Origin of the sequence: Sphingomonas sp. 2R-10, assembly GCF_030062225.1 — a bacterium.
GTDB lineage: Bacteria > Pseudomonadota > Alphaproteobacteria > Sphingomonadales > Sphingomonadaceae > Sphingomonas.
In genome coordinates this window covers 1-24,614 of sequence record NZ_JASCXF010000013.1, presented here as the reverse complement: position 1 = coordinate 24,614, position 24,614 = coordinate 1, and the positions used below count along the sequence as shown (strand labels likewise).

The 24,614-nt window shown below is 62.0% G+C and carries 18 protein-coding genes and 1 pseudogene; 6 read left to right on the top strand and 13 right to left on the bottom strand.

Annotation, left to right across the window (positions count from 1 at the left end; all coding sequences use genetic code 11):
* Window positions 1-344 precede the first annotated feature (344 nt).
* Window positions 345-986 carry a hypothetical protein gene (locus tag QLH51_RS07670; RefSeq protein WP_125657385.1) on the top strand — a complete coding sequence of 214 codons (642 nt, stop codon included), beginning with the start codon at window positions 345-347 and terminating at the stop codon, window positions 984-986.
* A 98-nt stretch (window positions 987-1,084) separates the two neighbouring features.
* Here QLH51_RS07670 and QLH51_RS07665 read toward each other — a convergent pair whose 3' ends face one another.
* Together QLH51_RS07665 and QLH51_RS07660 are read right to left on the bottom strand one after the other, a co-directional pair.
* Window positions 1,085-1,753, bottom strand: a complete 669-nt coding sequence (locus QLH51_RS07665; RefSeq protein WP_125657382.1) for a hypothetical protein — start codon at window positions 1,751-1,753, stop codon at window positions 1,085-1,087.
* Window positions 1,754-1,886: 133 nt separating this feature from the next.
* Complete coding sequence (locus QLH51_RS07660) at window positions 1,887-4,079, bottom strand: S8 family serine peptidase (RefSeq protein ID WP_206428997.1); 2,193 nt, start codon at window positions 4,077-4,079, stop codon at window positions 1,887-1,889.
* 472 nt (window positions 4,080-4,551) lie between these two features.
* On the opposite strand from QLH51_RS07660, the gene QLH51_RS07655 reads away from it, so the two are divergent.
* The 3 genes from QLH51_RS07655 (at window position 4,552) to QLH51_RS07645 (ending at window position 6,012) form a co-directional block, all read left to right on the top strand.
* Window positions 4,552-4,827, top strand: coding sequence for a hypothetical protein (locus tag QLH51_RS07655; protein WP_125657379.1), 276 nt, complete (start codon window positions 4,552-4,554; stop codon window positions 4,825-4,827).
* 110 nt (window positions 4,828-4,937) lie between these two features.
* On the top strand, window positions 4,938-5,456 hold the full coding sequence (locus tag QLH51_RS07650) for a hypothetical protein (RefSeq protein ID WP_125657376.1): 519 nt from the start codon (window positions 4,938-4,940) through the stop codon (window positions 5,454-5,456).
* 55 nt (window positions 5,457-5,511) lie between these two features.
* Complete coding sequence (locus QLH51_RS07645) at window positions 5,512-6,012, top strand: hypothetical protein (RefSeq protein WP_125657374.1); 501 nt, start codon at window positions 5,512-5,514, stop codon at window positions 6,010-6,012.
* 39 nt (window positions 6,013-6,051) lie between these two features.
* On the opposite strand, the gene QLH51_RS07640 is transcribed toward QLH51_RS07645, so the two are convergent.
* A complete protein-coding gene (locus QLH51_RS07640) occupies window positions 6,052-7,173 on the bottom strand; it encodes a DNA N-6-adenine-methyltransferase (protein ID WP_125657371.1) in 1,122 nt (373 codons plus the stop codon).
* A gap of 170 nt (window positions 7,174-7,343) precedes the next feature.
* Between QLH51_RS07640 and QLH51_RS07635 the strand changes: the two genes are divergently transcribed.
* Entirely contained in the window at window positions 7,344-7,955 is a 612-nt protein-coding gene (locus QLH51_RS07635) for a hypothetical protein (protein WP_125657368.1), read from the top strand.
* 44 nt (window positions 7,956-7,999) lie between these two features.
* Here QLH51_RS07635 and QLH51_RS07630 read toward each other — a convergent pair whose 3' ends face one another.
* From QLH51_RS07630 to QLH51_RS07605, 6 genes are all read right to left on the bottom strand, one after another.
* Window positions 8,000-8,236 carry a hypothetical protein gene (locus QLH51_RS07630; RefSeq protein ID WP_206428996.1) on the bottom strand — a complete coding sequence of 79 codons (237 nt, stop codon included), beginning with the start codon at window positions 8,234-8,236 and terminating at the stop codon, window positions 8,000-8,002.
* Window positions 8,209-11,604, bottom strand: coding sequence for a YobI family P-loop NTPase (locus QLH51_RS07625; protein WP_206428995.1), 3,396 nt, complete (start codon window positions 11,602-11,604; stop codon window positions 8,209-8,211). Before QLH51_RS07625 ends, QLH51_RS07630 begins: the two co-directional genes overlap by 28 nt.
* Before the next feature lie 258 nt (window positions 11,605-11,862).
* The gene (locus tag QLH51_RS07620; protein ID WP_164516138.1) at window positions 11,863-13,116 is read right to left on the bottom strand and encodes a hypothetical protein; all 1,254 of its coding nucleotides are present in this window, start codon (window positions 13,114-13,116) and stop codon (window positions 11,863-11,865) included.
* Between the two features lie 35 nt (window positions 13,117-13,151).
* Window positions 13,152-14,105, bottom strand: coding sequence for a toll/interleukin-1 receptor domain-containing protein (locus QLH51_RS07615; protein WP_125657362.1), 954 nt, complete (start codon window positions 14,103-14,105; stop codon window positions 13,152-13,154).
* Between the two features lie 356 nt (window positions 14,106-14,461).
* Window positions 14,462-14,731: a hypothetical protein gene (locus QLH51_RS07610; protein ID WP_125657358.1), complete on the bottom strand. Its 270-nt coding sequence runs from the start codon at window positions 14,729-14,731 to the stop codon at window positions 14,462-14,464.
* A 479-nt stretch (window positions 14,732-15,210) separates the two neighbouring features.
* Window positions 15,211-16,389 carry a restriction endonuclease gene (locus QLH51_RS07605; protein ID WP_125657355.1) on the bottom strand — a complete coding sequence of 393 codons (1,179 nt, stop codon included), beginning with the start codon at window positions 16,387-16,389 and terminating at the stop codon, window positions 15,211-15,213.
* Between the two features lie 123 nt (window positions 16,390-16,512).
* Between QLH51_RS07605 and QLH51_RS07600 the strand changes: the two genes are divergently transcribed.
* Complete coding sequence (locus QLH51_RS07600; protein ID WP_125657352.1) at window positions 16,513-17,610, top strand: DUF4238 domain-containing protein; 1,098 nt, start codon at window positions 16,513-16,515, stop codon at window positions 17,608-17,610.
* A gap of 367 nt (window positions 17,611-17,977) precedes the next feature.
* On the opposite strand, the gene QLH51_RS07595 is transcribed toward QLH51_RS07600, so the two are convergent.
* The 4 genes and pseudogenes from QLH51_RS07595 to QLH51_RS07580 all read right to left on the bottom strand — a co-directional run.
* Window positions 17,978-19,702: a chemotaxis protein gene (locus tag QLH51_RS07595; protein WP_125657349.1), complete on the bottom strand. Its 1,725-nt coding sequence runs from the start codon at window positions 19,700-19,702 to the stop codon at window positions 17,978-17,980.
* Window positions 19,699-21,453 (bottom strand): hypothetical protein, encoded by a 1,755-nt coding sequence (locus QLH51_RS07590; RefSeq protein WP_125657346.1) that lies wholly within the window; start codon window positions 21,451-21,453, stop codon window positions 19,699-19,701. The genes QLH51_RS07595 and QLH51_RS07590 overlap by 4 nt, the downstream gene beginning before the upstream one ends.
* A gap of 116 nt (window positions 21,454-21,569) precedes the next feature.
* Window positions 21,570-24,446 carry a hypothetical protein gene (locus QLH51_RS07585; RefSeq protein ID WP_125657343.1) on the bottom strand — a complete coding sequence of 959 codons (2,877 nt, stop codon included), beginning with the start codon at window positions 24,444-24,446 and terminating at the stop codon, window positions 21,570-21,572.
* Window positions 24,447-24,497: 51 nt separating this feature from the next.
* A pseudogene (locus QLH51_RS07580) lies at window positions 24,498-24,614 on the bottom strand (IS5/IS1182 family transposase); the annotation flags it as partial.

Below are 24,614 nucleotides of genomic sequence, written 5' to 3'. Positions count from 1 at the left end.
ACGAAATGGCATATCGGGCGGTGAACAAGCTGGCCCGGCCTATAGTCGATTTCGATCCGCCAAACCCGGTCGGACGGTCGAATCAAAAGCGGCAACCGAGGCTTGCCTTGGGGTCCTCCACCATCGTGAAACGATGGCTCCGGAAGGGGGCCTTCGATCATAAGAATGCAGATCGCAATGGACCGTTCGAGTGATGCGAACAGCATATGACATCATGAATGGCGCGCCCATTCTGGCGCGGTAAAAATCGGACGGAAAGGCCTGTCGGCTGCACCATGATGGTGAAAAACTGACCCTGGCGGCATGTGAACAGCCCCGCGCCGCTTGAAGACGGAAATACCCTGATGAAGACCAAGAAGACGGCTGTGACGACGACGTGGCAGAGCCCGCGCGAAGTGATGGACACGCTCTATGATGTCCGCGAGCCCGGCTGTGACGGTGTCGGCTTCGCGCTACTGCGTCCCCGCGCCAAGCAGAAGGTGAACAGCGTCACGGCGCTGATCGGTGCGAAGCTCTCGCCGATTAAACCGGCGGGCGGGACGCCGACGACGGTCTGCGGCATGCCGGTAACCGCGCGCGATCACCGGGTGGTGCTGGCGCGCGGCGTCGCCGACACCGCGCTCACCCGGCTGCTCGACGATTACGATGCGGCGGTGCGCCCGCATCAGCGCCTGCTGGCGGCGGTCATCACCATGCGCGGTGACGAGGACATGCCCGCGCACGATCTGCTCGACATGGCCGCGACCTATGCCACGATCCATCTGGCGCGGGGGCGCCGGCTGACCAGCGTCGTCGCGCTGCATACGCCCGGCGACGAGCTGAGCAGGGCCTTGCCCCACGCGCATATCTGCATCCTCGCTCGCCAGCATGCCCCGAGCGGCTGGCTCGCCGAGCATGAGGATCTGACCGACACCGCACACGGTATGTGGGCGGAGGAATGGGCAGCGTTCCGCGCCGGCTGGGAGCGGATCGCGGCGGCGGCATGACGGCCTCGACGGGGCGGCTGGCGCCGCCCCATCAGCTATCCCGCCGTTGACGGGGCGGCCAAGCCCGCCCCGTCTGCCATCCCTGTGCGATAGTGGCGTCAAAACGACGACTTGGCCGGCGTGCCGCCGCCGGCTGCGCGTTGCAGCTGTGCCTGCCAGGCGCGTTCGGCGTCACCGCCCTCCATCAGGATGAGCTTGGCCTTGTGGTAGACGTCTTCCTGCGCACGCAGCGCCGGCTTGGCGGCTCCGTACGCGAATCGGCACGGCTCGCCCGCACTGCACCAGGTCAGATCGAGCGGAAGCTGTGGTGAAGCGGCGCGCGTCGGTGCGCCATAGCGTTGCGTCAGCTGCGCCCGGAGTTGCACACCCGTGCGACCCGCCATCGGCGCCTCGTATTTGACCACCTTGACTTCGGCGCCGGACGGCACCGGCCGGAACTCGACGATCAGCGCCTCGTCACCCTTGCTCGCCTGGATGGTGGCGAGGCCAGTGCGCGGCAGGTCGAAAGAGGAGGCGCCGCGCTGCTGGCGCTTTTGTTCCTCGACAGCGGTCGCCCAGTCGTAGCCGGGGAAGGTCTCGACCTTCCAGCCGTCGCGGGTGAGTGCGGTCTGCACCTCGGTCGCCGGCATGCCGATCCGCACGCCCGCGATCGCCAGCGGCTTTGCGGCAACCGCGGTCTGCGCGGCGGCATCCTGTTCGGCGACGGACGCCGATCCGCAGGCGGCGAGCAACGCCAGAGCGGCGGTGGCAGTGATTCTGGTCATCATGATGTGTCCTTGTGCGTGGGACGTGCGTCGTCGTTCGCCGGGAGGCATCCCGGCGTGGCAGGTCCGATGGTGGTGGGTGTTTACTGGTCGGCTGCAACCAGCGGGGGCGGGGAGCGCGCCCGGAAGCTGCGGGTCATCGCAGCACCAGCGTAGCGAAGCCGGCGGTGTCGTGGACGCCGGCGACGTGGCCGGCGTTGACGGCGTGGGCGATACCGAGGCGCAGCGACTGGTTCGGACCGAAGGCGGTGGACCAGCCGAGTTCGATATCGAGTTCGCGTGCGGTCGGCGTCAGGTCGATGCTCGCGGTGCGGGTGGTAAGCGCGCCGCTCAACAGGTCGTAGGCAACCGGTGCCTGCACGGTGGCACGGGCGCGTTCCAGCCGCAGGGGTGACGAGAGCCCTAACGTCGCGGTGCCACCAGCCAGCCGTCGGGCGGCGTCAAACGCAAAGGCGCTGCCGACGAGCGGACCGGTGAAGCGCAGCAAATCGGAGCCGCCCTCTACCCTGGTCGTCGCGGCGGTGGCGCGGGCGGAAAGCAGCAGACCGGCGATGCCTCGGCTGGCCGTCAGCGTGGCGAGCGTCGTCCTGCCGCCGGACAGCGAAAAGCCAGTGGCGCCGCGCAGGCCGAGCACCTGACCCCGTTCGGCAAGGTCCGACAGCTCGACGCCGATCCCCACCGGCGTCGTCAGCCACACGGTGCGCAACGCGGCACGACGATCGCGCGCGATGCCGGATGCGAAGCCGGCGGACCAGCCGCTGCTTACCCAAGCGAAGGACTGGCCGACGGGCGTCGCGACCACGCCGCGCAGTGCCGAGCCGCTGATGCCCGCGTTCTGGCCGATGGCGATGTTAGCGGCCAGCGTCACCGACTGGCCCGGCGCAGGTGAGAAGGCGATGGTGGTGGGCTGGTTCGACCGGGCACCTTGCCATGGCCCGGTCGTGGCGGAGGTGAAGCCGAGCCGCGCGTCCGTCTGTGTCGGCGTCAGCCATGGCGGATCGACCGGCGCCAGCATCGCGCCGGCGAGCAGGCCTGAACCGCGATGGCGCGGCGCGGCAGAGCCGGTCATCCGATAGTCGCGGCCATAGCGGTCGAACACCGTCATCGCGGCGGTGGTGGCTGCCAGCGCACCGCCATTGCCGAACGGTCCCGACAGCGTCAGCGAAGAGTAGCGCGCCAGCACCGTGTCGGCAGCGGCAAAGGCGCTGGCGGGGGCCTGCGCCTTCATCGCCTGCTCGATGTCGAGCAGCCCGGCGCCGTAGATCTGGTCGACGCCCTTGTCGCCGAGGTCGGTGGCGGTATCGAGCAGGATGCGCGCGATCGCCTTGCCGCCAAGCTGCGGCCAGTATTGCTTGAGCAGGGCAGCCGCGCCGGCGATCGCGGGCGCGGCAAAGCTGTTGCCCGTCGTGATGACGAAGCTGCCGTCCTTGCCGACGACCTGCACGTTCGTGGCGACCACCGCCAGCGTGCGGTCGGCGAGATCGCCGGGGCGGCCGTTGCCGGTAGGCGGGCGCAGCGCGGCGTCGACGCGGATGCCGAACAGGAACCAGTCCCTGTTCTCGAGAGTGTCGCCGACGAGGTTGCGCGCGATGGTGCCGGCGGCGGCACTGTCGTCGCCGATATCATTCGATACCGATGCCACCATCAGCCGGTCGGCACCAGCGACCTGATCCATCGCCGCCCTCTGCTCGGCGGCGGCCTGACCGCTCGATACGCCGTTGAGGCTGAGCGACAGGACGAAGGCACCCTTGTCGACGCTGTAGCGGATCGCGGGGGCGATGTTCATGGCGTTGGCGGCGCCGCTCTCCTTGATCGGTGAGGTGGCGGTGACGCCTTCGAGATCGGGACCGCTGATCTTGAGCGCCAGCAGCGTCGCGTCGGGGGCGACGCCGTGGACGCCGGTGCCGTTCTTCGCCGCCAGCGCGACCGAGGCGGTCTCGGTGCCGTGCCCTTGGAGATCGTCGAGCGCGAAGGTCACCGTCTCCGGCGCGCAGGTCGGGCAGCGCGCGATCCTGTTCTCGAACGCCTTGCTGTCGGGTGAGATGCGCCCCATAAACTCGGGACCGTTCACCGCGATGCCGGTGTCGATGACGGCGATGGTCACGCCCTTGCCGGTGATGCCCTTGTCATAGGCATAAGCCGCCCTGGCCCCGACCACGGCGGCGGACGCCTTGTATTCTGCGCCATCGGCGGCTGTCGGCGGCGGGGTCGGTGTAGGCGTAGGCGGCAGTGCCGGGGTTGGTGCGGGTGTCGGCGTCGCGACCGGCGGCGCGTTGGTGCCGGGCGTGCTGACGCCGCCGCCACCGCCGCCACATGCGGCAAGCAGCAACGCACCCGATAAGACCGATCCTGTATGAAGCGCCGCGCGCCATCGGCGGCGATATCCCACAACCATGCACACCCCCCGTGTTCGGCGGTGCAGGCTTCTCCAGCCGGCGGCACCGCCCCATGAAACGAGGCGGTGCCGGCCCGTGAGCCGGAAGTTGATAACTCGCTCTTAGACGAGCGCGAACGCCTTTAGGCCCCGAAGGGCCCTGGACATACGCGTCCGCCTCCCGGCCGAAACTGGTTCGGGCCGGGCATTCGGCTACTAAGAGCGAGGTTATCACGCCTCGGTTCGCCTGCTGGCGAACGGTCCACTCATATGCCGGCGCGGTTAACGAACCAAGTCATGTTGTGCAGGTGATGCGACGCATGCGCCTCGTCATGGGTCGGAGCCGCAGGAGCCAACGGCAGATTTAACAAGTGATCCGCGAAACTTAGCGAGCCGCCAGCGTGACTGATCCGCTGGAGGAAAGAAGATGAAGCAATGCCGGTTCCCGTGGGTGTTCCGCATGGCCACCGCCGTGATGCTGCTGAGCGTGGTCGCTGGACAATGGTGGCAGCGCCAGCCTGCTGGCGAGGTCGGTCTCGCTATGCTGACGATCATCGCCGCGCACTGCCCTGCCGCCGCCCACCGCCAACCCGGCAGGATCAGCGTTGCCGACACCGCCCGCGCGCTGGACCGCTGGGGCTATGCGCGGCTGACCGAGATGGTCCGCCGCGATGGCCGCGACCGCTGCCGGCGGCAGGGCTGAGGGGAAAAACGATCGGGGCGAAGCGAAGCCCCTGACGAGAATGAAAATCGAAGGGGGCCTGATCCGGACCGAGCCGGTCCGGGGATCACGCCAAGCCACGAAGGCCCCCGATGTCCAACATGATCTACGAAACGCTGCCGACCGCGTCGGTTGCGCTCATGCACTATGTCCTCGCCGAACTCGAACCCGACGAACCCGACCAGCTCTACGGCAACACCGGTCTGCCCGCCGCGGTCGACTTCCCCGTCCACGACGTCATCGTCTCGGTGACGCCGGTCACCGCCCGGCTTTTTGATCAGGCGCTGCTGCGCTGTGCCGCGGCACGCCGACGCGATGTGATGCTGATCCGGCACGGTTTCCACCCGGAGACGATCGACCCGGTCCGGGTCGATGTCGTGCTGCACTCGGTCGGCGGCCCGCTGCTGCTGACCGACCTCAGCTTCTTCCGCCACCGTGATCGCAGCCTGCACCTCGTACCCGACGACGCCGGTCGATCCGTGAAGATCGGCGATGGCGGTCTCGAGCTGGGCATCCGGCCACCCTGGGACACCGCGTGGGATCGCGCCGCCGGACTGGAGAGCGCCGCCGCACAGATCGTGATCGCCTGCCGCCGCAGGAACCGGGGGTGAGATGAGGAGGAGGGCAAGCGGCCCCGATGCGGGGATGAAACAAGGAAGCAAGACTATGACCATGACCAACGACGCGTTCGAGACCGCCTGCACCAAAGCCATCGCCCGGCTGCTGCTCGGCAACCGCAGGCTGAGGGAGGGCATCGTGCTCACCGGCGGCGACCAACTCGACCTGGACGGCAAGGTCCGGCTCGCCCGGCAGGCGCGGGCCAGCGGCACCGATGTGCTGCACCTCGAATATGGCACGGACGATGATGGCCGGCATGCGCTGACCGGCATGATCGTCTTCATGGTGCGCGGTGACATCTGCCACATCCAGACGCAGTGCCGGCTGTTCCTGTCGAAGGGCGGCACCCGCGGCGTCGTCCTGCCGCAGCCCGGCGCCCGTGGTCACTACCGTCTGGCGCCCGGTGAAATCCTCCACATCGATGGCAAGCCCACAGGGGACGTCACCGACGGCATGGCGCGCGCCGATGCATGGCTCGCCCGTCAGCTGGCCCTCGGCAACGACGGCACCGATGACGGTCGATATCAGGTCTGGTCGCAGGCAGCGTGACGGTAGCGGCAACACCGACCATGGAACGGCGAAGGCGGGTCACCGAACCAGCGATAGACGAGGCCGATTGGCGGATGCCGCCGTGACGCTGCGGGTCAGCCAGAACCCCGGGACCAGTTCCGCATAGCGGTCCTTCTGCTCGGGCGTCGCGCCCAATGTCAGCACCATCAGCGAGAACGGGGTCTGCTGGCTTTTGCCGCGTATATCGAGAAAGCGGACGCGGCCCTGCAGCAGGTAGATGTCCGCGTCGGCGCTCAGCGTCCCGTGGAACCAAGCAGAGTCAGTTCGGACCGGCACCAGACAGACGACCGTCTCGACCTTGCCGGCCCGCCACTGATCATGGGCACGCCGCAGCCAGCGCAGGAGCTGCGAATAGGGCGGATTGACGAAGGCGACCTTGCCCGACCAGTCGTCGATCAGCCCGTCGCCGCCGTCGCGCGGCAGGATTCGGCGATGCGCGACGACAGGACTGAGCGGATGCCCACACGGGTCGAGGTCGATCTTGCCGAACGCGGCGTAGATGTTCGCCATGAAGTCGGCCGGCGTAAAGCGGATGTCGCGATCGTCCTTGTCGCCCTGCCCCCAATAGGATCGTTCGAGGGCGCGGCGGCGGGCGGTCGGTGCGATCACGGCCAGCAGGCGCAGCAGGCTGTCGACCGATCCGCCGCCTCGCTCGAGGCTGGCGATGGTGGTCGGTGACAGGCCGGTCTTTTCCGCCGCGTCCCTCAGCGACATCGATCGCTTGCGCCGCTCCGCGCGCAACTGCTCTGGCAGCGTCTTGCCCGCCGCCAGACCGGTCAGGCGAAAGTTCAGCCCCGCCATGGCCGCGATGAGGGTCGGCACCGAACCGACACCCTTCTCCAGCCGCTTGATGGTCTGGGCGTCGACGCCGATCCGGTCCGCCAGGGTCCGCTGCGACCAGCCGGACGCCCGCCGCGCATCACGTAGCTCATGTATCAGAATCTGATCCTGTTTGAGTTCACATCCTATGCCGGTATCTAACGTTGCACGGCACCGGCAAGCCCCTTGGCACGCCGTGCACCCATACATCACTGTCCACCCGGTTAGCGGATACAGACAGTCCGCTTCTCGGCAACGCTGATCGAAAGCCGCCCGTCCGCTCTCCGGGCGCCCAGGCAGCACACGCAGACGCTTATTCACGAAGCTCGCAACGGCCGCTTCGCGCCCCAAAGCCGGACGTTCATGACGTTCGCCTCACAGCCCGCAACCAGACGCTTTATTAGCCAGGTCGACAAACTCCCAAATTGGTGAAAGCCTAACGAGTGCGGATTGACGCGCGCAGCGAATTTCTCCAACGACGGGACCACGTAATGCCGGACACTGCTGACAGAACCGAACACTTTCAGTGGTTAGTCGAGAATCGGCACCGCAATCAAATGTGTGCGCTGCAGCTTAGACTGCTTCTCAGAGATCACGAGAAAACGTGGAAAACGGGTCGCTACTCGTATGCTGCTCAAGAGCTGATATCTGTGTCATTCTCGCTGTGGAGAGCGGTATTTTTGGCAGAAAAGACTGGCAACAGATCGGCTGTATTCAACGATGGCTTCTCTTTCCTTGAACGAGTGATAGAAGATAACTCCATCGCCTATGCACAAGACAAGGCGATGCGCGAGTGGTCGTTCAATTATTACACAAAGGCGGCTCGGTTCTCCTTAGAGTATCTTCATCGTCTTTATCCTACTGCTTCGCCTAGCTATTTACATGCTACGCGTAAGCCAAAGGAGAGATGGGAGTATTGTCAAGCCCTTCTTGAGCAGGCGGTGCTGCAGTTTCGATCTCAACTGGAAAAGCCGAAACCTCGAAAGGTTCGCGACATCGCCGCAAAGCCCGCCAAATCTCGTCCTAAAGCGCAAACGAAAGCTAATCGGAAAACCGTTCGAAAGATGCAGCTCGATGCGAAGAACGGCGCGGGCGATTCCTAGGAAAGGCAATACGGTCGGCTACTCTCTTGAAGCTCGGGAAGCGGTTATTCTTCGGAGTCGCGCCGGAAAAGATTGATACGAATTTCGCCGAACCAGCCTTTGCCTACAGACGAGATGATTTTGCGCGAAACGAGCCAGGCTGCGAGCGCAGCGTTGGTCTGCGTGTTTTCAAGCCGCGGAATTCCATAGCCTCGCTTGATCTCAGAAAAGGGCCTGGGGAGCTCGGCCAGAGTCTCGCGGACGTCTTCGTCGCTTAGAAGCGACTGGTAGCGGTTGAACAATCTGACCTGAACCTCGATCGGCCCCGTGGCCAAGATGATAGCGCGCGCGGGGCCCGCGCTGAGCCCGGGCAGGTCGGCTCCGGTTTTTCCAATATGGCGCCCACGACGCGCGCCCGTGTCGCGAGCCCGGAGAGCAAAGCGAGATCCATCGATCGTATGATCGCCACTTTGTGCCCGTCACCCATCGGGCTGCCAAGCAGGGCCTCCCGGAAATCGTCGTCGATCGAAAGCCTGGCCTGCTCGTTTAGGAATGGTTCGATGTTTCTGATCGCAAACGCAAGGCGAAGGTCATCGTGGGCGCTGAGGAAATCCAGCGCCTCGCCCGAAAAAGCGACTCTTCCCTCTTCTATCAAGATCTGAAGCTTGGGGACGCCCACGCCATCCGGGAATTGCGAATGGCCTCTCGGCAAGGCCCGAACGTAGGTCCGATAGGCCACCTCGGTCAGTCCATCATTCTCAATCAGGAAACGATGGAGCGGCGCAGCGCCTTCGTCGTCGGGCATGGGTTCGGCCGAAAGCGCCGCTTGCGACGCGTCCATATTGAGAAAGGTGGTGAGGCTCTCGGAATCGAATACCTCGCTGGAAAGGAAGGCTTGAACGTTCTCCCAGGACGGTGCGATCCGGCCCAGTTGAAACGCCGGGCTATGGAAGCGCGCCGGCACCGCTGCCAGAATGGGGATGACTGCCGACTGCGTCCGGAGAAAGGTGACCAGATCGTCGAAATCTGCGTCGTTTCGCGCGAGGATGGCGAGGATAGTGGCGGTGCTCTCTTGCCGATTATCGGGAAGACCTATCAGGACGAGCTTCAGATGCCCCGCGAATTCACGCTCGATCCTTGCGGTAAGCGGGGCGTTCGCGATCTGGGAAATGGTGGTATAATGACGCGTATGCAGAGACTGCATGTCGCTCTCGCCCAGGACGGCCTGAACGGCATAGTCCAGATTGTCGATCGTAAGCGTGTAAAGCCCCGCCTCGAACAGGAAACGCGCGATCCCGGGAAAGCCATCCACGCTACGCAGGTTTTCCAGCTCGAAGCCAAGGGCTTCCAGCCGTGACGGTTCGAAGCCAACACCCAGCGCCAGTATTTCGGCAAGATTCGCCGCGAGAAATTCCGGAAGTTCGGCATATTTCTCCGGCAGCGCCTTGAGCGTGGCGAACGGTAAATACGCGATCAGCTGCGCGACGTGGGGCAGATGCCTGGGGTTGACGAGGATTGCGGGGATGAAGCCAGCCCATGACCGGACCATGCCGGCGGCGAATTTCGGCACCTGCGTGCCGGAAGCGTAATAGCTCGTGAAGAAATTATCGATCGTGTCGAATTCGGATTCCAGATAGCCGAACATGTCGGCGATGTGGGAGGCATAGAGCAACGGCTCGGAGAGCAGGCAATCGACAATTTTGACGTTCAGCACGTAGCTTTGCCGGAAATCCTCGTCGCGCATCGCGGCGATGACCTCCTTAGGATTGTCGATTGGGAAGCCGGGCTCCGGCGTGATGAAGCCGCGAACCTTGATGAGATATTTGTTGTCGTTCGGAGAAAGGCGGCCGGAATGGAATAGCGACGTGTATTGGTAATACGTGTCGTCGAGATGTCCTTCAAGGATCAGGAAGCGTGCGAGCTCAATCCTTTCGTCGAAGGCGTTGAAAATTGCGTCGAGCCCGTCTGTATCGAGCCGAATGATCTCATTAAATTTGGCGCCTCGCAGGCCAGCGCTCTTTGTTCGCAGAAGGCGCAGTTTTCTGGCGGCCGCAGTTCTGAATTCGGCACCCCTGCGCTCGATCTCGTCTTTGCGCTGTCTGTAGGTGCGAGAAGGGTCGACTTCGGCCTCAAGCGTCGAGAGATTGACCTGACTCTGATGCCCCTGTTGCGATCGAAGGGAAACATTCGAACTTTTGATGAGCTGGTCGAACATGTCGAGATTGGCGATCGATGGAATCTCGATCCAGTTCTGCCCGTTTATCGTCAGGAGCGACATGTGTCCGGGGATTCTCTCGATCACCGCCATCGCGTAGATCCTGCGCAATTCCAGAAGGTTGGATGGAATTTGCCGCTCCGCGACGTCTATTTCGCCTTCTATGAGCGCGATCCGGGCTTTGTAGTCCGCCTCGGCATGCACAATGAATTCGTCGTGACGGTCGAGGATCCGAGCGAGATTGCCTTTGCCACGGTGTAGCGCCTCGAAATCCTTGGGAAAGACATTCTTGTAGATGAGGATGGCGAGGAGCTTGGTTGCATTCAGATCATTGCCACCGTCGGTTTCCAAGTTCGCGGCGTAGATCGCATATTCGTTGAAGATGTTCTGTATAAGTCTCAAATCATTGAGATAGCGCGATACCTCTCGCAGAAACTGCCTGTCGAGCCGATCATCCAGGGCTAGGCGTTTGCCCTGCTCCAGCATCTTGTCGATCGAATTCGAGCTGTTGATAATCGGAATGACGGGAATGATGAATTCGAAAAATTTGGTGCGATCGGTGTTGATGAACATGTCGTCACGCAGCGCATAGAGAAAGCGTATCGTGCGCTTTACACCGGCATTCTCGTTAATAAGCTTGTTGATCTCTCGCAACGTGACGAAAATCTCGGAATCGTCAAATCTGTCCAAATCCTCGATGATGACGAGATCATATTTCGTCGATTGGAAAAAATATATAATCTCGTCGAGATGACGGTTCAGGATCGATTCCTGCGCGATTGCCGCCGGCGTGATCTCGATATCCTTGAGCGAGATGCTCTTCAGCGATATCCCGAAACTGGCCTTGTAGACCTGGTGAAGGATTACCCAGACAAAGGAGGCCCCCACCGCAAACCAGACAAAATGCGGCCAGTTGCTTTTTGCGAGGGGGAGGAAATATGCCCCGTCGAGGATGTCGTCGCGCTTCTGGAAGAGGTGCCAGACCGATACCGCGCCGATCAGGGCGTAGAGCGACAGAAAGGCCGACAGCCGGCCCGGCGACCGGATCCGCTTGAAGCGCGAGAAAGGAAGCTTTTTCGCGTCTGCCCCATAGAGCATCTGCTGAAGGATACTCCTCTCGATCTCCTGCTTGCTCACCTTGCGATCGGGGACAGCCTGATCCGACCCGGCTTTGATCGCTTCGGGAAGGAATGCCGCGAGCGAGATCTGTAGCGCGGATATTTCGTTCTGTTTCAGGAACGTTTGGATGATGCTGCTTTTGCCCGACCCGTAGGGTCCGGTCAGCGCGATGTTCGAGACCTTCGGGTCATTTATCGCGCCTTTCAGCGCCTTGGCATAAACGCCGGCTTCATCCGCCGTATCGGTCGGCGCGAGATTGACGAACTGGGATGGTGCGTCGGTAGCCGTTATCGATCGGCTGAACCGGTTCCTGATTTTCGCGATGAGTTGCCGCAAGTTCGTTCAAGTCCTGTGAAACGAGGCCGAGATCGAAGAACTAGCACGGCTGGCGTCGGCGCCAAGGTTGAAGTGGAACATAACGGGTGCGAACCGTGTCTGGCTTTGGTGCGAAGTGTTTGCGGCAACGTCGGCCGCTCGGCTCGTAGCCGGCGCGGAACGCCCTATCCAATCCCGCCTCCGTTGAGGCGGGTTACTCGGGGCCGGTGAGCAGATCGAGCGCTCGATACATCCACCATTGGATTGAAACAGTAATCGCTAAATGTCCCGACCAGTATGCTGCTTTATAAGCGCGGCGTGAGTATGTGACCGCTCCCGCATGGCTGATCCGAAGATCACCGTCTGAAGGCATCTCGCGACGATCAATTCTAGGTCGCGGGTCGCGTCCTCTTCATACCGCTCATAATATTTGTGATAGTCGCTCGATTCATAGACGTTCGGCGCGCCGCCGTGGATGACGCTGGCTCTGAGACCGAGCAGAAGCTTCAGGCGATCATAGTCGTAGGCAAAGCCCATGACTGGCCCAACGGCTTCGATTACGCTCTGTGTCGCCTTGCCGGCGTCGCCGTAAATAGCGTCGAGCGCGCCGAACAAGGTTGGGAAGCGCCGCGTGGTATCGGGCACCCATGCACGATAGAAATACTCAAGCGCCCGCATTTGTCGCTTGTCGACCTTTGTCGGCGAGACGAGCTTCGCGGCCAGGACGGCCAGCCACCCATGATCCGTCTTCCCGATTACAACGTCCTCCGAAAGCGCTGGCGTATGCGGATCACCGCTCGTCATGCTGAGAGAGCCCGCGAACGTGCAGAGGCCGCCGAACAGCGTCCGGCCAGAAAACAGATAGCGCTCCATGGGGTGCGGAAGGAGGGCTACAGCGCCGAGGATAGCGGCCCTATGCCGCTTTGCCACCTCCGGCGTGCCCGCCCAAACACCAAGCCATGACAATGGCGCTCGGCGGATGCCATCCCACCGACCGAACGGGGGAAAGCTGTCCGATTGCAGATCGGCATCGTTATAGCCGGGAGGCACGCGGCTAAGTTTCAGACCATCCGGCTTGACGAAGAAGAATGTGGGACACTCGAACTCTTCCTCGACACCTACTGTCACCAAGGGAAATGCGACAAGCTGGCGGGGTTCAACGAAAAGGTCGGAGACCGCGATTGTCTCAGCCAGACGCTGCTTCGTGGTAGTCGAAACGAACTCCGAGAAAGGAGCGTCTCGGGTTTGGCCCGCGCCAAGCAGACAGCCATCCCAAGCCTCGTTGCCAATGATCCAGAAGTTATTGCTGATGAAGTCCGTCAGCACTCTTTGGACATGACTCACCGACAGCGATCCGAGGTGTGGCGCGGCGTTGCGGCGCATAAACAGCGCTGCCTTCAGCAACCCGCGATCCTCGTAATTCACCTCGAAGCCAGCCCCGCCCACAAATGGATGGCCGCCCGGCTTGTTATACATGAAGCTGTGTTGCCGCCGATCGGGAGCGCGCTGGCAAAACATAGCGTCAAGCGTCATATCGACCACTATGCGGGCATTCGAAACCGGCGCAGTCACGTATTATGCTCACCCTTGTGACCAGAACGAAAGCTCTTCTTCTTGTGCGGCGCAATCGCATAGGAAAAAGTTACCTCGTCGACCGACGAGCCATGGCCGCGACTTTGTAGCTTCTCAATTTTTGTTGCGAGATAATAACCAGCGGTATTGTGCCAGATTACTATTTCACCAAGATGAGGTGAGCGGTAGCGAGAAGACGTATCATACACCGAGGCATCCGCGATTTCGGTGATCTGGCTGACCCCGACAGCGAGCGCAACCGTCCGTATGCTGCCAGGATCGTTCAAGGCATAGATTGAAGTCGATCCACCCCGCGACCATGCGGTTTCGAAAAGCATGTCTCCCGCACCGACAGCGAACCGACCATTGTTGTTCGAGTAGTCGAATGTAACCGAGCCAGAGAACGCGGGAAATACATAGCGCTCGGGCGAAAATGCCAGCCGTGGTTCGATTGCAGGAGCGGTTTGGACAAACGGATTCGGACCAAGGGCGGGACGTGGCGCAACGGGCTGATTGTGGATGTCGCGCAGCAGTTCGGCGTAACGTCCTTCGAACGTCTCATCGGCGCGAAAATCGACATACAGACGTGATAGCAGGAAGGTCGGCAAAACATCGGTCGAAGCGTTGTTGCGAATTGCCGGAATGATCCGATCGGCAGTTACCTCGCGCATAAGCTGACCCGTCAGGATCATCTTTTCGTAGCCGACGCCGCCTTGGCCGCCATTCGCTTTCTCGACATAGGTCGTACTACAAACCGCGAGCACTCGGTCGGCGCCAGTCAGTCCGGTCTCCATAAAGCGCGGTAGGTCGGAGCCCAGTCGCATATCCCATTGATCGAGCAGAACGTCGACACCGTTCGCCACGAGCCGGGTGGCAAGCATCAGCACCCAATCTTTATGCGCTTGGTCATCGTGGGAGTAAGAGATGAATAGTCGGGGAGCTTCTTGCATCTCGCGAACTGGCCCGATCAGCGCGGCGAGGTCAACACATCAGCATAGCGCGCACCGGCGCATCGCTAACCAGCGGCAGGTTATGCACAGGAAGCCGCCATAGAGGAAAGCTGCAATGAACGGCAGATTTGTCCCAGAAAATGGCGATCAGCCGTGGCAGCAGGCGACCAGTTGTCGCCGTTCCCATGTGCTGTTGAGAGTGTCAGCTTACGCCGACATCGGTCATTCCGAGCTCATTGAGATCTTCGATCAGGCCCGTGGCCAAAGGCGACATTCGCGGGCCAAGTTGCTTGTCCGAATCTGCCCTCCATAATTCTTTCGCAAAGAGGCGGGAGCTAGGCCCCACCCAAGTAAAATCAGGGCTTGATGCCATGATCCTTAAGTGATTGCTTGAACGATTCCAGATCGTCTTCAATGTCATCCAGATCGTCGGCCAAGTCGGCTAGTTCTTGCGCCACCTCAGGCCGCTCCTCGCCATCCAACTCATTCACGGTGTCCTCGGCCTTGTTGAGAGCCTCCTCCAGCTTCGAACCGGCATTTTCGTTTTCTTCGTCATCGCCGTCGTAGGCGAGATCTTGCTCGTCCTCATCAAGGCCCTCGACATAATCCTCAAGCTTATCCGTCACCGCCTCGCGCAGGTCGCCAAGAGTCTGCTGGGCAGTTTAAATACGGGACTGAAGGGCGCGCGACACTTCTTCGTTCGACATAATGCCTCCTCATGCCAAGTTCATGGCGATCAAATCGATGCTGTGCTGAGCTTTTCCCAAGCCACGGATCCCAGACGCAACTTATCGCCGGCAAAATCGTGGTTCGGGGGTGCCACCGCCCATCTGGGATCGGCCCGGTGCGTTTGGTCTTGCTTCAATGGATAAGTGCGCAAATCGCCGTTTGCAAGCAGGTGCCTATCGGCCTCACTACAAATTTACACCCGCCCCTTGCAATCAGGATGTCAGCGGAATTCGTGGTCCATCGCTACATCAACTTCGCGGGGTCCAATAACATAGGCGTTTCAGAGCAAATCTCTCGAGCCCAGAAATGAACGGCAGCTTGCCCCTTCGATGATCCGGAAGGCGGCTTTCCCTTTGAGGATTCTAGCGGCGTTCGTTTAACTCCGCGGATCCGAACGGCGCCATGGTAATTGCCATGGCCGCCGGCCCAGCCTGGGTGGTTCGGCAACCGGACGAACGCCGCCGCTCCGCAGCGCCTGAAAATCGGCAAGGCGCCATTCAAGACGTTTGACGATCGCCTTGTCGGTGACCGGGATGTAATGCGGCGCATAGTCGGTCGACTGGGTATAGGCCCCCGACATCTTTTCACCGCTCTGGAAGCTCTCGACCAGTTCCCAGGTGACCAGTCCGTCGTGCACATCGGCGCAGTGATAATAGCGCAACGGGTGCAGTAGGAAATAGAAGTTGCCCGGGTTCACCGGCCCGGTGCCGAGCGGTAGCTGGTCAAGCGCGAACCGGTCGACCGTCCCGGTCACGACGTTGGTGTAGATGACCGGCGGCCGGAACGCGCCGGGATCGATCCGCACGTTCCCGCTGATGTGCCGCGCCTGGCGCAGCGCAATGACGCACTCGATCGCCTGCAGCTTGCCGGCGGGGAAGTAATAGGTGTCAGGCGGCGTGACAGTGCGCGGCGGTCGGAGCTTGATCACTTCCTTTCGTGTTTTATTGAGCTCAACCGGACCGAAGGGATGGTGATCCATCGCGTCTCTTAGGACGCGGCCGTCATCGAACCCCGTCTTGCCGACATAATAGGTCAATTGGGACTGCTCGTCGGGTAGCGCATACCGCCGAGCTCCCGTGAACAGGAGGGTGACGCTGTCGATCGAGAGAACCGGTCCCTGGTCGCCGATCGACAGTGTCGGCACCGTCCCTGGGGGGATCGGTATAGCGGCGCGACGGATCGCGATATAGCCCGAGGTCGTGGAGAGTTCGAGCTGCTCTTCATCGAACGACACCTGGAACAGGTCGACGCCGTGTCGTTTGCCGACCTCGATCGCACCCGCCTGAAAGCCCGCCGCGCTCACGAACACCGCCTTGTTCGAATTCTGGTCCCGCGCCTTGGTGACGAAGGCGTCGAGATCCTGCGCGGAGGCGCGGCGTGTCTTGTTCTTCACCTCGATCAGCACGAGGTAGCGAAGCGTACCGAGCGCAAAGCGCACGACGACATCGAATTGTCGTCCGTTGATGACCTCGTTCCAGCTGACGTCGGCATCGCTGGACGTGACAGCATGAATGCCGGCGACGATGCGCTCTAGATATTCGTCTTCGCCGATCATCGCTCGCCCCTTTTCGCCTTGGCGAACGCCCGGCGCGCGCCTTGTTGTTTTCCTTTCGTTCCGCTATCTGGCACGTTGCGGCGCCCCGGGGAAGGGGCGCCGATCTTGTGTGGCGAAGCGGCGATGGCGGACAACAAGAACCAGCATTTCGTCCCGCGCACGCACCTCAAGCCGTTTACGTTGAATGGCGAAGGCCTGGCGATCAACCTCTTCAACATGACGGGTATGAAGGCGATCCCGAACGCGCCCGCCAAGAACCAATGTTCGAAAGACTATTTCTACGGGCAGGACCCACGGCTCGAAAAAGCAATCCAATTCGTCGAGGGGCATTACGGCTACGCGGTGCGGCAACTTGCCGAGGGCGGTTTGGTCCAGCCCGGCGTGGACATCGTGCTGCGACGCTATGTCTATCATCAATATTTGCGGACCGAGGCTGCGGCGCGGGCCTCGGCGACGATGGTGCTGGCCATGACCGATTTACTCGGTTCGGATTTTCCGGTTCCGCCGTTCAGGGAAGCGGTGAAGATCGCCACCAAACAAGCGATGCTGCACTATGCCGAGGCGATGGGGATCGTCGATGATCTCAAGATTTGCATCGCCCGCAATGCGACCGATGTCCCGTTCGTTACCTCCGACAATCCCGCCGTGCTCACCAATCGTCTGCACTATCAGCGACCCACGCCCGGCAAGCGCGCGTTCGGCGTGAAGACCGCGGGCGCGCTGTTCGTCCTGCCACTGACACCTTCCTTGCTCGCCTTGTTCTACGACGGGGCGGTCTACTCGGTCACTCACAAGAGTCACTTCGTGGACCTCAAGCGCCCATCGGACGTCGCGGCGCTCAACGATCACCAATATCTCAATTGCGCGGCCAACATCTATTTCGGCGCGTGGGAGGGCCGCGACCAGGTTGCCGTCGCGGCGGCGGCCGCGGCGCCACGTCGACCAGAGACGCCACACACGCGGACGCATGCGGTTCTCGACCAGTCGGGCGATCGGGGCGAGCGGTTCACTGTCGAGCCCGTTTCCGACATTCGCGACGGGCGCAAGCGTCTCGTCCACATCGTAACAAACAAGCCGACCCCGTCCACCTGGCCCTCGTTTCTCCGATTTCGGCCCGATGCCTCGGGCTGGTCGAACGGGACGGGCGCAGGGCTGACGCGGCGCGGTTGCCTCGATAAGGGTTATGTCATGGGCAACGGTTATGCCCGGGTCAGGGTCTGAGCGCGGTGGCTAAAGTCTTCGGACTGATCCGCGATTCCTATCTGCTCCGCAAGGCGCGAGCCTGCAAGGCGATACGGATACCCGCCCATCTTCAGTTGCTGTGCATTACAGGGCAAGCGACGGTTGAATGTCGCCTTCCGGCCAGAGCTGCCGTTCGACATGTCGCACGCCAACGGTGGCAAAGTCCCACGATCCCGCTACGCCTCCGGTGGCAGTCGATCAACATACGCCGTTGGCCGATCAAGCTTTGGACGACAGCTTCCGCCAAAACCAGCCGTTCCCGGCGCGAAGCCGTCTGACAACAATGCTCCATGCCGACCGTAGGGGGCCGATGACGGCGATCCTGATTGCGGAAGGTCAGTCACCGTCAATCTTCGCCGTCAGCAGCCTTCGCCGATCGCGCCTCCCGCAGCAGGCCCAGCCACAGATTTGGCGGAAGTGGCAGCCCGGCATGCCTGCATGCCATCGCAAGCACCGGCCAGTGGCCCAGCGAGATAGCGGACAGATTTTCGAACCCCGTCGTTGACGCGAGCTCCGCCTCCAGCATGCGCATCGCGCCTTCGCCGTCCGTCGTGATCGGTATTCCGCCGAGCGACGCCCCGTGCGACCGATCGCCCAAGTATAGGAGGTTCTCACTGTCGGCGCCGGCTAGCCAGAACTGCATGTTGCAGTGGCCCAGTTCCTTCTCTGCGAACTCCGAGAGGAAGCGGGCGCCCACGCCCTCGCCGAAGGTCGACGCCCAGAGGGAAAGCAGAGGAAAGAGCGAGCTGCCCTTCGTCTGACCCTCACGGTATTCGGACGTGCGCTCGCGCGGATGGACGAGCAGCGACCGATAGTCGGCGTAGATCGTCGGGTATCTGCTGTGGGACCGGAAGGCGTAGACCGTGCGCTCGATGACGGCATCGGCGTAGTTGCCGGCCGCTTGGTTCCACCCTCCCATCATCGTTAGAAAAATCAGGGCGCCCCCGATCTCGACAGACTGCTCGTCCGTGAAAGGTGTCAGGAGGATCGGGTTGTTGCGGACGAGCTGGACGATCTGCTGCGCCAATTCCGACGCTTCCGGGCAGTCCCAGTCGTCTCGTGCCATTGGCAGCCGGTCGCCGCCTCCCGCGAACCACAGGTGCCACAGCCCCCGCATCGCCATGCGCCCGATCAACGTGAAGAGCTTCAAGTTCACGTCGACCGGCGAGGCCGATCCTACGGCGACCGAGATCGCGTGTTCGTGATCGACGAAGGGGAGAATCTTCCCGCTGGCAAGCTCGTCCCAGATCATGAAGTGCAGGTTTAGGAGTTCGGCGAATGCCGACCCGACCTCCTCGGACGCCTTCGTGCTCTTCGGCACATCCGCCCGGATCAGGTGCCACGCAAGCAGGATCGCGAGCTCACTGGCTCGATACGGTCCCTCCACGTTCCCGGCATCCCGTGCCCAGACGAACTGGACCCAGAGACAGATGTAGATCTGGCGCAGGATCGTGGCCCGCTGCCGGGGGGTGGAGTCTTCTACCTTGCAGAGCCCGCGCAAAAGCCGTTCGAAGTGCTCAAACGCGATCTGCGGTTCGTCGACCATCGCGACCGCCTTCTGGAAGCTGGCGCGAAGGGACTTGTCGACCAACTGCTCCCGAAGGACGCCGTTGACCAGTAGCCCCGCCATATAGTCGCCGTTCCATTCGGCGAACGAGACGCCGTTCTTCGTCTGCTGCTTCGTAAACTGCGTGACGTTGTCTCGGACTGCTTCCTGGATATCGCCGCCAAAGCACAGGCAGATGATGATCTCGAGCTTCGAATAGGCCTCGGGAACGCGCGTCGGGATGTAGACATCGAGAATGTCATTGATCGAGCCGCGCAGCGCCTGCGGACTGCCGTCCCAGTCTGCGCGGGTCAGATCACCCTGCTTGATTGAAAACAGGAACAGCTTCCGGCAGCCGTCCGCGTCCCGGCCTACGGCCGCGACGTCTACGCCGTATTGGCGGGTGCCCACTGACGGCCTAGAGATCACGGTGTAGCCGAGCTCGCTCAGCAGGTCCGGCAGCACAGCGTCGAGCTCTCTGCGCTCCTTGAGGGATGCGAGATACTGTCTGAAGATGAGCTTCATTCCGGCCGAGCCTCCGCTCTGAATGATAGCAGCATCAGCTGCAACCCGACCGGATCCACGATGTCCACGCGAGGCACCTCGAACGAGGTGCTGATGCTTCCCATCTCGGTCTCCATCCGGCGGGGTTCGTCTCCGGCGTGCTCGACCCAACTCACGGCGCGCTTGCCGTAGAGGATGACGGACTCTGTCGCGATCTGAGCGAAGATGGATTTTCTCCTTGCGTTGCGCATCGCCTCCGACATGCTGTCCGTGTGACGCTCCCACTCTAGCTGACGTTCCCTCTCCGACGGGCAAAGTTCGGGAACGAAGCCCGGCGCCCTCAGCCTCTCCAGGTAGCTGTCCTGTGCCGCGATCGCGCGCGCGATCGCAGGCGCCGCCGGATCAGTCGCGTCTTCGGAGATTGGTATCAGCAGGTCACGGGTCGATCCCGCATAGTTTTGCAGGACCGGATCGACGAGTACCTGCTCTACCTCCATTGACACTTCTGCGGGCGCCGTCCGGAGGAGCGAGGAAAGCAGCGAGGACATGAGCACGGGCTTCAGGAAGAAGCTGCCGACGACCTTGCGCGCCAAGTAGGCATACTCCGCTTCGTGCAGTCCGTATCGGGAAAAGTCGACGCGCAGCGGCCGCTCGTCCCGGCCCGCGCCGAACATCGCTCGGTCCATAGCGGCGCAGAGCCGGTGGTCGCCGTCGCGCAGCCAGGCGACTATCCAGTCGGGTAGCGCGTCGTTCGGGTTCTCGACCACCGCGCGCATCGTGGAGTCGAGGCGGCCCAGCTTAACCGCTCCCTCGTCTCGCCTGATAAGTGCCTCGGCGAGCTGCCTGACATCCACAACCTGCCCCGCCTTCACCATTTTTGACAGCGCGATGTCAAGTAAGTCGATGGTCCCCTTGTTCTCAGCGTCGACCTCGCGAAGCTTCTCGAGCATCCTTGCCTTCAGCGCGGCGCTCAGCGGCTCCGGATACAGGGCCAGCAGTCGGGACGCGGAATGGAGCGTATGTTCCCCACCCTCCGACAGCGCCAGGCCGGCCAGCGCCTCGAGCGCGTCGATCCGCTCCGCTGGTGCGTCCTTCAGTCGCTCTCCGATCGACGAAACGAAGTAGGCGCAAAACGTGTCGTCGGGGTTCGCCGCCAGCGCCGTTTCCAATGCTTCGAGGAGGCGATTCCAGTCGGCCTCGTCTGACATCCCGATCTGGCCAAGCGCGCTCAACGCATCCCACCGCTGCCGCTCCGTCCCGCTTTCTAGGAAACCGTATGCCCGGTCGACGAACAGCGTTCGGTCGATGGCCACGCCGTTCTTGATGGCAATGATGAGGTAACCGTTGGCTTCCGCAAAACCCTCGTCGATCAGGGCGAGGAGTTCGGCCGGCCGCGATGGATCGTCACCGCACCACTTCGCGAACTTGTCGATGTGTAGGCCAGCCGCCATGTCGTTGCCGCCGCCGACCCGTAACGTCTCGACGACCCGGACCATCTCCCGGACCGAGCCGGTAATCCTCGGGATGAGCCGTTCATAGAGATGCTGCCCATCGAAGAAGTTCGGCCCCGTGTGCCGCGCGACGGCCTCCGTTGTGATGATGCCTAGGAGATCGATCTCGCCTGCATTGTGGAGGTCAGCGAGCAGGCCGATCGTAGGGCTCTCCTCGTCCAGCCAAATGCGACCGTATTCGGCAAACAGGGCGTCGACCAGCCTGCCGTCGCCCCACTTCGTCAGTATCGCATTCCGATCGGGCAAAGGGGCGTCGTTCATTTATGGAACATATCATGCACACAAGCCGATACCAGCCCGCGAGCGGTCGCCGACCGCGAAAAGTTGAGAGCCCCGCTCGACAGTTGTGGCCGCGCGGACGCCAATCGGGTGCAGCCCTACTTGCTGCCGGTGCGCTTCTTCGTTGATGCCGGCTTTCGGTTCGGTTCGGAGGCCTTTCGCTTAGCGGCAGCCTTCACCCTAGCCTGATCGCGCTGCACCTTGATCGGCACCACTTTCGAAACATCGATGGTGGCAACAATCGGCTGCTGGCCGAGGGCCGACGCTTCGCGGATCAGTCGGGCCTTCTCGTTCAGGTGGGCTAGGACGTTGTCGAAGGGAACCTTCGGCGCGCCTGATGTCAGTTCCCAGCCGTCGCGCCGTGCGTTCTGGTAGACGAGCAAGAGAATGCCGTGCCGCGTCGTATCATGACGAAGGTATTGACCGCACAATTGCGTGGCCAAAGCCGCCTCCATCTGTGCGACCGAGAGTCCGTCGGCAACCTTGATCTCGATCGGCATCTCGACTCCGCTATGGCGACTGGCGAGCACGATGTCGGGTTCCTTTTCGTCGACATAATGGGTTTCCCTATGGACGGTGTAAGCCTCTTCCTGACGCGCCTCCAACGTGCTGGCGACCCAGCGCTGGACCGCATTCTCGTCGACTAAGCCTTGCACCGTGTCGCCCTGCGCGAACTTATGGTTGATCAGATCGTGCTGGATACCTGCGAGGCGGCGCTGGGCGATAAATTGGAGGTCGGCGGTCGTTGTCGGCGGACGGTCAAACTTTCGCTCGAACACCAGCAGATCACTTGCCATCCACGCTGGCAGGTAGGCGTCGCCCTCCGCCCGCCGATACGCATGAATGTGCAGCCATTCTGGCTCGATATGAAAGCCGGGGATATTCGCCAACCGCAGGAGCGCGGCGTGGGTGGCTTCGCCTGGCGTCTGCAACAGCCGATTGAAGATCGCGCTGCGGGCATCCTGCGCCTCGTCACGCAATTCAGGCGAGTAGACCTCCCCGCTCGGTCGATTGATATCCTCGTCGGGTCGGACGCCCTCAAACGCGAGGACGAGAAGCTGTTCAAGCCGCTGCACCGAGAGCGCCACGGGCACCTCGATCGACCGGTGGAAGCGGCCGCCAAACAATCGCGGCAGCAACGTGCAACAAAGGGTGGCTTGGTCGTTGGGGCCAAGCGGCAGCATCTTTCGTTCAAGCGCATCGACCGCGGGATCGCCAAGAATGCCGAAGAGCAGGAAAAGGTAGTAGGCAGCGATGACAGGGTCGGCGGCCTTGTCGATGCGCTCGGCGACAAAGGCAGCCACGCCGTCTGGCACATGCGGCAAGGCACGAATGATCACCGACACGGCCTTCTCGAGCATCACGGCCGATATCGAGGGATGCGTCTCCAGATAGCTTAGGAGATCAGGAGCCATCAATCGAGCAAAAGCGGGATCAGCATACTTGAGCCGATCGAGCAATCCGTGGCCTTGCGGGTCGGCACGGTCGAGCTGGCGTTCAATCGCCGTCCGCAGCACCGATCGCACACGATCCGGATGAGCCGTCGCCAGCGGTAGCAAATACGCAGGCAGACCGTTCAGTTCGATCAGCGCCAGATGGGCGGCTTGGTCGGCACGCTCCGGACTGATCGTCTTCCCCCAACTGGGGATGGTGCTGGCGGCGAGCGCCATGCCGCCCAACGCCATTATGTCGAAATTCGTGACGGATCGAGCGCCGCCTTCTTGTTCGGTGGCCCCTTGCGGTGTGTGAGCGTAAGCAAAGGCGATCAACGCCTCGCCGAAACGCCGCGTCAACTCCGGCCCGAAGATGGGGGCCACCACGTCGAGGCTCTCGATCGCGTAGACGTTGCGCGACTGTGTCCGCCACGACAGAAACTGCCAAAGATGGAAGAGGCGTGAATCGACCGAATCGGCTGTCTGCGGCGAAAGGTGGTCAAAGAAGGTTGGATCGGCACGCAGCGTATCGATTAGCTCGATCCAACTCGTATCCCGTTCGGTGGTGCGTTCCTCGTTCCGCTTACGAAGCTCCTCCACTCGCACCATGTGTCCGGCCATTTCCGATGTTTCGGGCGGCGGAGATTGCCAACCGGTGAGTTGCTCCCATAGGCTTGGGTCGCTTTCGGTCGCTGCAAACATTGACGCAAGGATCGCGGGATCTTGACCGAAATCCCGCCACAGAACGTGCGCGGTCCGCAGCGCGGTCTGTCGATCCCGCGGATCGGTGCGCAATTGAATATCGGGAACGAGCCAAGCGAGATCATCAGCGGTGAGCACCACCGGCCAGCCGAGATGCTGCACCATGAACAGGTTCACGTCGTCGGGGCTGGTGATGTAAGGATGACTGCGGATACGATCGACTGCGCGCCAAAAGGACGATTGTCGGCGACCCCTAGACGTGCCGAATAGCTTGCCAAGGGTTTGAAAGGCGTCGTTGCTGCCCGAATAGCGTTCGGTTTCCCGGAGGAGCAGAACCAGGTCGGTCACCACGTCGGGAACGACGTCGGGATGACTGTCGAGCAGCCGGTTCGCCGCGGCGCTGGCAAGTTCGGCAAATGCCTCTCGAAACCGATGCTCTTCCCCTTCGCCCGTAAATTCGCCGGAGCGCGCGATGATCTCGTCGAGGAAGGCTTGGAGGTCTGCCGGCGACACCAAGTTGGTCGGCAGTTCGGGGCCAAGAGGCAAAATTGATTTGTGGCCATCGTCATCGGAGACCCCAATCGCATCGATCAATGCGAAAAACTCGTCCACCGAGATGAAGGTCGGGAAGAGCTCCGACAGCGTCTCCAGAACGATCGATCGCCGGAGCGAGGTATGCTCGCCGACGACATAGCGTGCATAGCGACGACGATCTTCGTCGTCACCGATCACCATAAGGCCGCGGCCGGCGAGAAGCTGAGAAATCTCGTCGGCGGATTGGTCGAAGGCGACGGCTCGGACGGTTTCGAGCCCGCCGCCCTGCCGCCCGGCATGGATCAATCGCAGTACGATGTGACGTGCTTCCTCGTCTAATCCCGCCGCTAGAGGCTGTTATGAACCATCAGCGAGTGCAGCGGCCTGTTTCATCATGAGGCAGGCGAAGGCGACGATGTGAAGTCCTGCGAGTGTTTCGGCGTAACGTTCGTAGTCTTTGACGAGGCGTCGGAA